The organism is Streptomyces sp. VNUA24 (genome assembly GCF_029167005.1).
Taxonomy (GTDB): domain Bacteria; phylum Actinomycetota; class Actinomycetes; order Streptomycetales; family Streptomycetaceae; genus Streptomyces; species Streptomyces scabiei.
In genome coordinates this window covers 3,631,221-3,644,748 of sequence record NZ_CP119143.1, presented here as the reverse complement: position 1 = coordinate 3,644,748, position 13,528 = coordinate 3,631,221, and the positions used below count along the sequence as shown (strand labels likewise).

Below are 13,528 nucleotides of genomic sequence, written 5' to 3'. Positions count from 1 at the left end.
CCCCTACCCATCCCATCCTCCAGGGGCTGCGCCCCTTCGACCCTCACACGTCCGCCCGGTGGGGCTTCTCGCGCAGTTCCCCGCGCCCCCAAAGACGCAGGCCCTGCGGGCCTGAGAAGCACGGGGCGCAGCCCCGGCTTTTCAGGGGCGCCGGGAACTGCGCGACAAGCCCCCACCGGACCCGCAGCCGACCCACCCCACCCCTCCATTCCGGCACACCTCCCCGCCGTACTCATACGTGCCGGACAAGCGATCCGCCGCCCTCGCGGGCCTACCGTGGTTGCCGGAAGACGACATGTGTACCCACCGAAGGGCCGGGATCGACTATGACCGCCACTCACGCCTTCTGGCTCGCCGGCCGTCGGGCCACCGGTGCGACCACGTTCGATGTGACGTCGCCTTGGGACGGCCGTCTGGTCGGCACGGTGAGCGTGCCGACGGACGAGCAGGTCGAAGAGGCCGTGGCCGCTGCCCACGCCGTACGGGACGAGTTCGCGGCGACGCCCGCGCACGTGCGGGCGGCCGTGCTCGACCACGTCAGCAGGAGCCTCGTCGAGCGGACCGAGGAGATCGCGCAGCTGATCTCCGCCGAGAACGGCAAGCCGATCAAGTGGGCGCGCGGCGAGGTCGGCCGGGCGGTCTCGGTGTTCCGGTTCGCCGCCGAGGAGGCCCGGCGGTTCAACGGCGGTGAGGCGCAGCGGCTCGACACCGACCTGGGCGGACAGGGCCGGCTCGCCCTCACGCGCCGCTTCCCCAAGGGCGTCGTCCTCGGGATCGCGCCCTTCAACTTCCCGCTCAACCTCTGCGCCCACAAGATCGCCCCGGCGATCGCGGCCGGTGTGCCGATCATCCTGAAGCCGGCCCCGGCCACCCCCCTGTCCGGGCTGATCATCGGTGAGCTGCTCGCGGACGCGGCTACCGCGCTCCCCGCCGGGTCCTGGAGCATCCTGCCGGTCGCGAACGACCGTATGCCCGCCCTCGTCCAGGACGAGCGGCTGCCCGTGATCTCCTTCACCGGGTCCGAGAAGGTCGGCTACGCGATCATGGACTCGGCGCCGCGCAAGCACTGCACCCTGGAGCTGGGCGGCAACGGCGCGGCCGTCGTGCTCGCAGACTACGCGAGCGACGAGGACCTCGACTGGGCCGCCGGCCGCATCGCGACCTTCTCGAACTACCAGGGCGGCCAGTCCTGCATCTCCGTGCAGCGGGTGATCGCGGACGCCTCCGTGTACGACCGGCTGCTGCCGCGCATCGTCGCCGCGGTCGAGGCGCAGGTCACCGGCGACCCGTCCGACGGCGCGACCGATGTGGGACCGCTGGTCAGCGAGGACGCCGCCCAGCGGGTCGAGGCATGGGTCCAGGAGGCGGTCGACGCCGGCGCCACGCTGCTCACCGGCGGCAAGCGCGACGGCGCCTCGTACGCGCCGACGGTCCTCGCCGACGTGCCCGCCGACGTGAGTGTCTCCTGCGAGGAGGTCTTCGGACCCGTCCTCACGGTGCGCAAGGTGGAGGGGGAGGCCGCGGCCTTCGCCGCCGTCAATGACTCCAAGTACGGCCTGCAGGCGGGTGTCTTCACCCACGACCTGCAGACCGCCTTCCGGGCCCACCGCACGCTGGAGGTGGGCGGCGTGGTCATCGGTGACGTGCCGTCCTACCGCGCCGACCAGATGCCGTACGGCGGGGTGAAGCAGTCCGGCGTCGGCCGGGAAGGTGTCCGCTTCGCCATGGACGACTACACCTACGAGCGGGTGATGGTGCTGACGGGACTCCAGCTCTGAGCGTCGCCGGAACCGGCGGATCGCCGGAACCGGCGGATCGCCGGAACCGGCGGATCGCCGGCAGTTCCCGGCCACCCCTAGCTTGTGACAATCATTTTCATGTAGTCTCGGGTCAGATCCCGGGACGAAGGGGCCCGGCACCGATGCCTTCCGGTGCCGGGCCCCTTCTGTGTGCCGGCTCGCTCCGGACCCTCAACCGGAGAAGCCGACGCGCGCCAGCCGCAGCGGGCCGCGCAGCACCAGCCGGACGTCGTGCGTCCCGGCCGCCGAGACGGCGGCCCGCAGGGTCGTGTACGCGTACGGGCCCGCGGTGGGCCGGTCGAGTGTCAGGGTGACCGGCGCCGGGCCGTCGACGAGCGCCAGCTCGACGCTCCCCGCACCCGCCACCTCGACCGTCACCTCGGTGACCCCGTTCCCGAAGTCGCAGGCGCGGTACAGCAGTTCACCGGGGCCGTCGCCCGCCGGAGTCACCGCGTCGCCGGACACCTTGGTGCGGTCGACGATCTCCGTGTCGCGCTGTTCGTCGAAGTCCGCCGCGTCCAGGCCCCGGGCCAGGACCGGGCGCGGGGCGAGGGGTTCGCCGTCGACGGTGACGGTCGTGCGCAGGCGGATGTCCTCGCTGGACGCGCCGGCCAGCAGTTCGTAGGCGCCCGGCTCCCGGTGCCAGGCGCCGTGCGCCACGTCCCAGAACTCCAGTACGGAGAGGGGGAGCCGGAACGTCAGCTCCGAGGAGGCGCCGGGGGCGAGGGTGACGCGGCGGTGGCCCGCCAGCTCGCGGCGCGGGCGCGGGACCGACGGGTCCTCGGCGCGGACGTAGAGCTGGGCGACCTCGTCGGCGGTCACTGCGCCCGTGTTGGTGACGGTGAAGGAGACCGTCAGATCGTCGTCACCCACGCGGGCGGTCAGGTTCCCGTAGGCGAACTCCGCGTAGGACAGGCCGTGCCCGAACGGGAACAGCGGGGTGCCCTCGAAATAGAGGTACGTCTGGCGGGAGCCGATCACGTCGTAGTCGAGGAGGCCGGGGAGGTCGGCGTCGGACGCGTACCAGGTCTGCGGGAGGCGGCCCGCGGGGGAGACGTCGCCGGCGACGACCCGGGCCAGGGCGGTGCCGGCGGCCTGGCCGCCGTGCGCGGTCCACAGGACGGCGGGCAGACCGGTGACGTCGACGGCGTAGGGATAGGCCGAGACCAGGACCAGGGCCGTGTTCGGGTTGGCCGTGCGGGCCGCGCGCAGCAGCCGTTCCTGGTGGGCGGGGAGGGCGAGGGTCGTACGGTCCTCGGTCTCGCGGCCGTTGATGTGCGGGTCGTTGCCCCCGACCACGAGGACGACGTCGGCCTCGGCGGCCGCCCGCGCGACGGCGGCCTCCCCGCGTTCGGTCACGACCACGTCGAAGGTTTCCGGATCACCGTCGGCAACCTTCACTCCGTCGGCGCCGACAGTCACGTACCGGCCTGTTCCCAGGTGCTTGAGGAGGTGGCCCGTTCCGTGGGGTGCGCAGGGCTCCAGGCGGAACGTCTCCTGGACGAACCAGCCCCCCGGCTGGTCGGCGGAGGCGCGCAGGAATCCGTCGTCGGCGACCGAGAGATAGCGGCCGTCCGGCGCGCGGAGGGTGAGCACGCCCTCGCCCCAGTCGACGAGGGCCAGCTCGCTGCCCTCCGGGTCGGTGGTGAGCGGCGAGAGGTCGGTGCGGCCGGCCAGCAGCGCCGGGTCGAGCGCCCCCTGCGCGCCGCGCACCTCGTCGGCGGCCTCCGGGGCCTCGGGGACGGACACGAACGCGCCGGTGGAGTGCGCCCGCAGACGGACGCGGTCCACGCCCTCCGCGAACGTCACGCGCTCCGCGCCGAAGCGGTCGTACAGACCTTCGAGCGGGGTCGAGCGGTGCAGCAGGGTGCCGCTGTACCAGTCGAGCTTGCACTCGTCGGCGAGCGGGCCGACGACGGCGACGCGGGTGTCGGCGGCGAGCGGCAGCAGGCCGCCCTCGTTCCTGAGCAGGACGACCGCCTGTTCCGCGGCCTCCTGGGCGAGGGCGCGGTGGGCGGGGGTGTCGAAGTCCTTGACGTCGGCGTACGGGTCGCTGCCGGGGTCGAACTCACCGAGGCGGAAGCGGACGGAGAGCTGGCGGCGGACCGCCTCGTCGATGTCGTCCATGGTCAGCAGGGACCGGGCCAGGGCGTCCCGGAGGCGTCCGGTGATCGTCGAGCCGTCGGTGCCGTGGTCGGTGAAGCTGTCGACGCCGGCGCGCAGCGAGGCGGCGGTCGCCTCCGCGTGGGTGTCGAAGTAGTGCTCGGAGTCGACCAGGTTCGACGGCGCGCCCGCGTCCGAGCAGACCAGCAGGGGCTCGTCGGTCCAGGTCCGCAGCTGCTCGGCCAGGAGGGGCGAGACGTGGTTGGGGCGGCCGTTGACCAGGTTGTAGGCGGGCATCACGCCGGTCACCGCGCCCGCCTCGACGGTCTCGCGGAAGGCGCGCAGGTCGTACTCGTGCAGCACCCGGGGACGGACCGAGGAGGAGGTGGTGGAGCGGTCGGTCTCGTTGTTGTGCGCCAGCCAGTGCTTGAGGACCGGGGCCGTGCGCCAGTACACGGGGTGGTCGCCGCGCAGGCCGCGGGTGTACGCGGTCGCGATCGCCGAGGTCAGCCTCGGGTCCTCGGAGTAGCCCTCCTCGTTGCGCCCCCACAGCGGGTGGCGCAGCAGGTTGACCGTCGGGGACCAGACGTTGAGGCCGACCCGGTCGTCGCGGGCCCGCATCGCCCGGACCTCGCCGGACACGGCCTCGCCGACCCGGCGCACGAGGTCCTCGTTCCAGGTCGCGCCGAGGCCGACGGCCTGCGGGAACACCGTCGCCGGCCCCATCCAGGCCACCCCGTGCAGCGCCTCCTGACCGGTACGGAACGCGGCCACCCCGAGGCGGTCGACGGCGGGCACGAACTGGTGCAGGAACGCGATTTTCTCGTCCGGGGTGAGCCGCTGGAGCAGATCGTCGATGCGCTTCGCGACCGGCAACTGCGGATCGCGGAAAGGTGGCGGGGGAGTCGTCTCTACGGTCACGTGGGGATCCCTTTGCGATGGAGCGACGAGGCGCTTTCGAAGCGCTTCGATGCTGGTTCGACGGTGGGGTGGGTGTCAAGGGACCGCGACGCGACAGATCCGCACCCCCACCGTCATTCGGGCTCTGGAGAGCGAAGATCGGAAGCGGGTGCTCCAGTCCCCGGCACCCGGGAGGAATCTGCGGATCGACCCTTGTGCGCCCCCGGTCGTTCACTTAACCTCGCAGCAACATCGAAGCGCTTCGACTGTGGAGGGCACCGCTTCGCGTGCTCCCCCTCCCTCCGACGCGCATCGCTTCTGCACAGCCAGTTCTGTCGAAGACACCGCAGCCGACGGCCACCGCCGGGTGTCCTGGTGTGCGCCATGAAGGGTTGACGCAATGACGCCGAACTCCGCCACCTCCTCCCCCAGCCGGAGAAGCTTCCTGGCTTCCACGGCGGTCGCCACCGCAGCGGTGGCCGGGGGCCTGCCGCTGCTGTCCGCCTGCGGCGGCTCGGACGGCGGCTCGCGTGAGGGCACCACCTCGGGCAAGGACGCCAAGAAGATCCTTCCGGCGCACGTGGCCAGCAACGTGGTGAAGCCGGACATCCCGGCGAAGTACGGCTCGTCGATGGGCTTCACCGCCCCGCTCGACGGCTCCGCGCTCAAGACCTCGGTCGCCAAGAAGCTCGGCAAGGGCGGCAAGGTCACCATCATGTCGCCGTTCTGGGGCTCACCGCCCAAGAGCGACAACGCCTACTACACCTCGATGAACGACCTGATCGGCGTCGACGTCCGGTGGCGCAACCAGGACGGCAACACCTACGACCAGAAACTCGGCGCGGTCCTCGCCTCCAGCGACGTCCCGGACATGGTCGTCATCCCCGGCTGGAACATGATGGGCAAGATACCCAGCGCCATCATCGGCAAGTTCGCCGACCTCGGCCCGTACCTCTCCGGCGACAAGGTCGAGGAGTACCCCAACCTCGCGGCGATCCCCAGCGACGCCTGGCAGCGCTCCATCTTCGGCGGCAAGCTGATGGGCCTGCCGATGCCCTCCCCGTCCGTCCCGACCATCGTGCCCCTCTACCGCCAGGACATCTTCGACGAGGAGGGCTACGAAGTCCCGCGGTCCGCCGAGGAGTTCATGGCCCTGTGCAAGGACATCACCAACGCCCGGGCCAAGCGGTGGGCCTGCGGCGACATGAAGTGGACCGCGATGAACAACTTCGGGGTGATCGGGGGCGGTGAGAAACCGCTCTGGTGGAACATGGTCGACGGCAAGCTGATCAACCGCGTCGAGACCCCGGAGTACCTGGAAGCCATCGAGTGGACGCGGAAGCTGTTCGCCGCCGGGGTCGTCCACCCCAACTTCAAGCTGGGCAAGAGCCAGATCGCCGACCCGGCACCCAAGTTCGCCGCCGGCGAGTTCCTGATCTGGAACAACAACATCGTCAACTGGTACGGCCAGCAGGCCTCCCAGATCACCCAGAACCCCGACTTCAAGGTCTGGGGCATGGACATCTGGGGGCATGACGGCGGTGATCCGGTGCTGCACGCCGGGAACCCGGCCGGCATCTTCTCCTTCGTCAGCAAGAAGGCGTCCGAGTCCGTCATCCGGGACGCGCTGGCGATCGCCAACGTCACCGCGGCGCCGTACGGCACCAAGGAGTGGATGATGACCAACTACGGCGTCGAGGGCACGCACTACACGATCAAGGACGGCATCCCCGTCAAGAACGACAAGGGCAACAACGAGGTCCTCAACGCCTACGTCATGGTGGCGAGCCCGGCCGCGACCACCGCCCACCCGGACATGCCGGACTACACCAAGGCCATGGTCGAGTGGGAGCAGCGGATGGGCGCCTTCACCACGAAGACACCCTTCTGGGGCCTCCAGATCACCGAGCCCTCCCGCTACACCAACCTCGCCAACGACTTCGAGCAGCTCGAGGACGACATCATCCGCGGGCACAAGAAGATCGGCGACATGCAGCAGGCCGTGTCCGACTGGAAGAGCAAGGGTGGCGACAAGCTGCGCGACTGGTACAAGAAGCTCCTCGACGAGAACGGCTCGGCGGCGAGCTGACCAGGCCCTGAGGCAAGGAGAGCGGCTGTGTCCCACAGCACGGTGCCTCGCAGCAGAGCCGAGGCCAGCACGCCGGAGAAGACCCGGGTGGCGTCCGGCGGCCCCACCGGCTCCCCCGGGAGACGCCCCCCGGAACAGCTGGGCCGGCGGCACAGGTTCCGACGCGACCGCGTCCTGCTCCTGATGACACTTCCGGCCGTCGTGCTGGTCCTGGTCTTCAACTACCTGCCGGTCCTCGGCAACGTCGTCGCCTTCCAGGACTACGACCCCTACATCAGCGACAACGGCATCGTGTCCATGCTGAACAGCCCCTTCACGGGCCTGGAGAACTTCCAGCGGATCTTCGAGGACTCGGCCTTCTGGAATGCCGTCCAGAACACCCTGGTGCTGTTCGTCGTCCAGCTCGTGCTGTTCTTCCCGATCCCGATCCTGCTCGCGCTGCTCATCAACAGTGTGGTCCGGCCCCGGGTCCGGGCCGTCGCCCAGGCCGTGCTGTACCTGCCGCACTTCTTCTCCTGGGTGCTCGTCATCGCCGTCTTCCAGCAGATGTTCGGCGGCGCGGGCATGCTGTCCCAGCTGTTGCGCCAGAACGGGTACGACGGCCTCGACATCATGACCAACCCGGACACCTTCCCGTTCCTCATCACCGCGCAGAGCGTCTGGAAGGACGCCGGTTGGGGGATCATCGTCTTCCTCGCCGCACTGGCCTCGGTGCCCTCGGACCACTACGAGGCCGCCGCGATGGACGGGGCCGGACGATGGCGGCGCATGTGGCACGTCACGCTGCCCGCTCTGCGGCCGGTGATCGCCCTGCTGCTCGTGCTGCGCGTCGGCGACGCCCTGACCGTCGGGTTCGAACAGATCCTGCTGCAACGCGACGGCGTGGGACCGGGCGCGGGGGAGGTCCTCGACACCTTCGTGTGGTGGAACGGCGTCCGCAACCAGGACTTCGGATACGCGGCCGCCGCCGGCCTCGTCAAGGGCGTGGTCAGCATCGGCCTGGTCCTCGCCGCGAACAAGGTGGCCCACCTCATGGGCGAAGCGGGGGTGTACAGGAAATGACGTCCGTGACGGCTCAGCCGCGACAGGACACCGGGCCGGACCTGCGGGAGAGGGCGCCCCGCCGGTGGCAGGCCCCGCCCCGGCCCTCCTGGGAGGAGGCACCCTCGAAGGCCGGCCTGGCGGGCAAGGGGATCGCCCTGTCGTTCGCCTGTCTGGCGGTCCTCTTCCCGCTGTGGATCGTGATCGTCACCAGTCTGTCGTCGCGGAAGACCATCGACGAGGCGGGCGGCCTGGTGATCGTGCCCAAGGGCATCACCTTCATCGCCTACGCGGAACTGCTCAGCGGCGGCCAGGTCACCCGCGCCGCGGTCATCAGCGTCCTCATCACCCTGGTCGGCACGCTGTTCTCCATGGCGGTGTCCGTGCTGTGCGCCTACGGCCTGTCGCGCACCGGCTCCTTCGGCCACCGCTGGATCCTGATGACCCTGCTGGCGACCATGTTCTTCAGCGCCGGGCTCATCCCCACCTATCTGCTGGTGCAGTCCCTCGGCCTGATGGACAGCTACCTCGCGCTGATCCTGCCGAGCGCCGTGAGCATCTTCAACATCCTGGTGCTGCGCGGCTTCTTCATGGGTATCTCGCAGGAACTCATCGACAGCGCCCGCATCGACGGCGCCGGCGACGTCCGGATCCTCTGGCAGATCGTCATGCCGCTGTCCCGGGCGGTCCTCGCCGTGATCACGCTGTTCTACGCCGTCGGGTACTGGAGTGCCTGGTTCAACGCGTCGATCTACCTGAACGACCAGGACATGATGCCGCTGCAGAACGTCATGATCCAGCTCGTGCAGAAGCAGGAAGCCCCGGTCGGACTGAGCCAGGCCATCAGGACCGGCCAGCTGTCGGGGCTGGCCGTCCAGATGGCGGTCATGGTGATGGCGCTGCTCCCCGTCGCCGTCCTGTCCCCCTTCGTCCAGAAGCACTTCAAGAAGGGCATGCTCACCGGCGCGATCAAGGGCTGACCGGGGCGCCCGCCCTTCCATGGGGTGCGGGTTCGTGGGCGAGTGCGAGCAGTGGGGGCTGGTCGCGCAGTTCCCCGCGCCCCTGAGAAGCAGGGGCTGCGCCCCGTGCTTTTCGGGCCCACAGGGCCGTTCGCTTTCAGGCCCGCGAAGCCGTTGGCATTCAGGCCCGCAGGGGCCTGGTGCTTTCAGGGGCGCGGGGAACTGCGCGAGCAACCACACACCACCCGCGGTCGCCGACGAACCCGCACCCCCGAGTCCCCACGCGCCCACCCCTACCCCTCCCCGCAAAACGAGGTATGTCATGCGCACCCCACAGCCGAGCCGCCGCACCGTACTCGCCGGGACGGCAGCCGCCGCGGCCCTCACCACCTTCCCCGCACCGACAGCCCAGGCTCACACCACCGGGGTCCACAACGGCCCCGCCGCCGGAGGCTACCGCTGGCGCACCGCCGTCATCGGCGGCACCGGCTTCGTCACCGGCGTTCTCTTCCACCCGGCGAGGCGCGGACTCGCCTACGCCCGCACCGACATCGGCGGCGCCTACCGCTGGGACGACCGCAAGGCCCGCTGGACCCCCCTGACCGACCACCTCGGCTGGGACGACTGGAACCTCCTCGGCGTGGAGGCCCTCGCCGTCGACCCGGCCCATCCGGACCGCCTCTACGTCGCCCTCGGCACCTACACCCAGCCCTGGGCCGGCAACGGCGCGATCCTCCGCTCCGAGGACCGCGGCGCCACCTGGACCCGTACCGACCTCACCGTCAGGCTCGGCGCCAACGAGGACGGCCGGGGCACCGGCGAGCGCCTGCTCGTCGACCCGCGCGACAGCGACACCCTGTGGCTGGGCACCCGGCACGACGGTCTGCTCAGATCGACCGACCGGGGCGCCACCTGGGCGCCGGCGACCGGCTTCCCGGCGACTCCCAGTGCCTCGGGCCAGGGCGTCACCCTGCTCGTCGCCGCCGGACGCACCGTCTACGCCGGCTGGGGCGACGGCGACGGCACCACCGCCAACCTCTACCGGACCGGCGACGGCACCACCTGGGAAGCCGTCCCCGGCCGCCCCACCGGCACTTCCGCCAAGGTCCCGATCCGCGCCGCCTACGACCGGCACTCCCGCGAGCTGTACGTGACGTACGCCGACGCGCCCGGCCCCAACGGACAGTCCGACGGCAGTGTGCACAAGCTCCGCACCACCACCGGCACCTGGACCGATGTGACCCCGGTCGAGCCGGGCGGCACCACGGGCGACGGCGGCACCGACTCCTTCGCCTACGGCGGGGTCGCCGTCGACGCCCGGCGCCCCGGCACGGTGGTCGTGTCCACCAACAACCGCTGGGCCGAGATCGACACCGTGTTCCGGTCCACCGACGGCGGCCGCAGCTGGACGTCGCTGAAGGACTCCGCCGTCCTCGACGTGTCCGAGACGCCGTATCTCAAGTGGGGCGCCGACAAACCGAAGTTCGGCTGGTGGATCCAGGCCCTCGCCCTCGACCCGTACGACTCGAAGCACGTCGTGTACGGCACCGGCGCGACTCTCTACGGCACCCGCGACCTGAAGCACTGGGCGCCGCAGATCCGTGGCCTGGAGGAGACGTCGGTGCGCCAGCTGATCTCCCCGCCGACCGGCGAGGCGCACCTGATCAGCGGCAGCGGGGACATCGGCACGATGTACCACGAGCGGCTCACGGCGTCCCCGTCGCGCGGCATGGCGTCCAACCCCGTGTTCTCGACGGCGACGGGACTCGCGCAGGCCGCGGCGAAGCCGGCGTACGTGGTCCGCACCGGCTGGGGCGACCACGGCAACGGCGCCTTCTCCCAGGACGGCGGGCGTACCTGGGCGCCCTTCGCGGCCCAGCCCGGGATCGCCAAGGACGCGCCGGGGCCGATCGCCGTCACCACCGACGGCACCGCGCTGCTGTGGTCCTTCGTGCACTGGGACGGCACGAAGTACGCCGCCCACCGCTCCTCCGACAACGGCGCCACCTGGACCGAGGTCCCCTCCTTCCCCCGGGGCGCCACACCGGTCGCCGACCCGGCCGACCCCGCCCTCTTCTACGCGTACGACACCGACAGGGGAACGCTGTACGCCAGCACCGACGGCGGCCGGTCGTTCGTGGCGCGCGCGAGCGGACTGCCGCAGGGGGACAGCCAGTTCGAGCTGGTCGCGGCCCCCGGACGCACCGGCGACCTGTGGCTGAGCCTGAAGGGGAACGGGCTGTACCGCTCCACCGACGGCGGAGCCACCTTCGCGAAGCTCGACAGCTGCCGGGCCGCGTACGCCCTCGGCTTCGGCAAGGCGGCCAAGGGCGCCCGCTACCCGGCGGTCTACCTGGTCGGCACGACGGACACCGGCACCGCCGTCCACCGCTCCGACGACGGCGCGAAGACCTGGACCCGCATCAACGACGACGCCCACCAGTGGGGCTGGACCGGCGAGGCCGTCACCGGCGACCCACGCGTGTACGGACGGGTGTACCTGGCCACGAACGGGCGCGGCATCCAGTACGGGGACCCGGTCTGATGCCGGGGGAGTCACGGCCGTCCCTGGCCGGGGTCACCCGCGGACGGGTCCTGTTCGGCGGCGACTACAACCCCGAGCAGTGGCCCGAGGAGGTGTGGCACGAGGACGTCCGCCTCATGCGGGAGGCGGGCGTCACCACCGTCACCCTCGGTGTCTTCTCCTGGGCGAAGCTCGAACCCCGGCCAGGAGCACGGGAGTTCGGCTGGCTGGACACGCTGATGGACCTGATGCACGCGAACGGCATCGGCGTCGTCCTGGCCACCCCCACCTCCTCCCCGCCGCCGTGGATGGGCCGTCTCCACCCCGAGACCCTCCCGCGCGACGAGAACGGTCAGGTCGAGTGGTGGGGCTCCCGCCAGCACTTCTCCCACTCCTCCGCCACCTACCGCCGCTACGCCGCCGCCATCACCGAGGACCTGGCCGCCCGCTACGGCGACCACCCGGCCCTCACCCTGTGGCACATCAACAACGAGTACTGCACCTACGACTGGGGCGACGAGGCGGCGGTCGCCTTCCGCGACTGGCTCCGGCGCAGGTACGGCACCCTCGACGCGCTCAACCGGGCCTGGGGCACGGCCTTCTGGAGCCAGTCCTACGACGGCTGGCACGAGATCATCCCCCCGCGCCGCGCCCACTACCTGCGCAACCCCACGCACATGCTCGACTTCAAGCGCTTCACGAGCGACATGCTCCTGGAGTGTTACGCCGTCGAGCGCGACATCGTCCGCCGGCACACCCCGCACATCCCGGTCACCACCAATTTCATGCCGATGTGGGCGGGCCAGGACGCCTGGCGGTGGGCCGAGGAGGAGGACGTCGTCTCGGTCGACATCTACCCGGACCCGCGGGACCCGCTCGGCGCGCAGCACGGGGCGCTGGTGCAGGACATGACGCGCTCCCAGGCGGGCGGCGGGCCGTGGATGCTCATGGAACAGGCGGCCGGTCCGGTCAACTGGCGCGGCGTCAACCATCCCAAGCCCCACGGCCTCAACCGTCTGTGGTCCCTCCAGGCCGTCGCCCGGGGCGCGGACGCCGTCTGCTACTTCCAGTGGCGGCAGTCGCGGCAGGGCGCGGAGAAGTTCCACTCCGGCATGGTCTCCCACGCGGGCGAGCAGGGGCGCACGTACCGGGAGGTCAAGCGGATCGGGGCCGAGCTGGCGGTGGTGGGACCGGCTGTGGCGGGCCAATCCCTCCACGCCGAGGTGGCGCTGCTGTTCGACTGGCACTCCTGGTGGGCCGGCGCCCACGACGGCCGGCTGTCGTCCGAGGTCGACCTCGCCGAGGTCGTCCGGTCCTGGCACCGCGCCCTGTGGGAGTCGAACGTCACGACCGCCTTCGCCCACCCCGGGCACGACCTCTCCGCGTACCGGATGGTCGTCGTGCCGCAGCTCTACCTGCTCACCGACGCGGCCGTCGAGAACCTCCTCGCGTACGTACGGGGCGGCGGCACCCTCGTCAGCGGCTTCCTGACCGGTGTCGCCGACGAGGACGACCGGGTACGCCCCGGCGGCATGGACGCGCGGCTCCGCGCCCTCTTCGGCATCCGCACCCTGCACGAGTGGTGGCCGCTGGACGCCGGGGAGGAGGTCGGGTGCGAGGGCCCCCGGGGGGTGTTCCGGGGGACGCTGTGGTCCGAGGAGATCGAGGCGGCGGACGCGGACGAGACCTTCGCCTACAAGGGCGGCGAACTCGACGGCCACCCGGCGGTGTTGCGCAGGGGCCGGGCCTGGTACGTCTCCACGCTGCCCGAACCGGCCGCGCTGCGGGACCTGTTGGCGGGCGTCGCGGCCGACGCCGGGGTGCGCCCCGTGCTGGACGGCCTTCCCGACGGGGTGGAGGCGGTCCGCCGCGGCGATGTGCTCTTCGTGCTCAACCACGGCCGCGACGCGGTCACCGTCGAGGTGCCGGGCACCCGTCACGACCTGCTCACGGGGGCGGTCGTCACCGGCACGCTGTCCCTCGGCCGCTACGGCGTGGCGGTGCTGAGGTAAAACCCGGACTTCCTCCGGCGCCGGACCGTGCGTGGCGATCGACCCCGTCGCCGGAGAAGACCGCGTCCTCACCCCGGGGGCGCGGTGGCTCCCCGCTCCAT

7 protein-coding genes are annotated in these 13,528 nt (G+C 71.3%); 6 read left to right on the top strand and 1 reads right to left on the bottom strand.

The window, feature by feature from the left end:
- Positions 1–326: 326 nt before the first annotated feature.
- Complete coding sequence (locus tag PYR72_RS15075) at positions 327–1,778, top strand: aldehyde dehydrogenase family protein (RefSeq protein WP_275455836.1); 1,452 nt, start codon at positions 327–329, stop codon at positions 1,776–1,778.
- Positions 1,779–1,970: 192 nt separating this feature from the next.
- Here the strand turns inward: PYR72_RS15075 and PYR72_RS15070 are convergent, their stop codons facing one another.
- Positions 1,971–4,823, bottom strand: a complete 2,853-nt coding sequence (locus tag PYR72_RS15070; protein ID WP_275455835.1) for a glycoside hydrolase family 3 C-terminal domain-containing protein — start codon at positions 4,821–4,823, stop codon at positions 1,971–1,973.
- Positions 4,824–5,202: 379 nt separating this feature from the next.
- On the opposite strand from PYR72_RS15070, the gene PYR72_RS15065 reads away from it, so the two are divergent.
- The 5 genes from PYR72_RS15065 to PYR72_RS15045 all read left to right on the top strand — a co-directional run bounded on the left by PYR72_RS15065 (position 5,203) and on the right by PYR72_RS15045 (position 13,427).
- A complete protein-coding gene (locus PYR72_RS15065; protein WP_275455834.1) occupies positions 5,203–6,891 on the top strand; it encodes an extracellular solute-binding protein in 1,689 nt (562 codons plus the stop codon).
- A 27-nt stretch (positions 6,892–6,918) separates the two neighbouring features.
- Positions 6,919–7,953 (top strand): ABC transporter permease subunit, encoded by a 1,035-nt coding sequence (locus PYR72_RS15060; RefSeq protein ID WP_275455833.1) that lies wholly within the window; start codon positions 6,919–6,921, stop codon positions 7,951–7,953.
- Positions 7,950–8,912, top strand: a complete 963-nt coding sequence (locus tag PYR72_RS15055; protein WP_275455832.1) for a carbohydrate ABC transporter permease — start codon at positions 7,950–7,952, stop codon at positions 8,910–8,912. The genes PYR72_RS15060 and PYR72_RS15055 overlap by 4 nt, the downstream gene beginning before the upstream one ends.
- A 301-nt stretch (positions 8,913–9,213) precedes the next feature.
- On the top strand, positions 9,214–11,436 hold the full coding sequence (locus PYR72_RS15050) for a 1,4-beta-glucanase (RefSeq protein WP_275455831.1): 2,223 nt from the start codon (positions 9,214–9,216) through the stop codon (positions 11,434–11,436).
- A complete protein-coding gene (locus PYR72_RS15045) occupies positions 11,436–13,427 on the top strand; it encodes a beta-galactosidase (RefSeq protein WP_275455830.1) in 1,992 nt (663 codons plus the stop codon). The genes PYR72_RS15050 and PYR72_RS15045 overlap by 1 nt, the downstream gene beginning before the upstream one ends.
- The last annotated feature ends 101 nt before the right edge of the window (positions 13,428–13,528 follow it).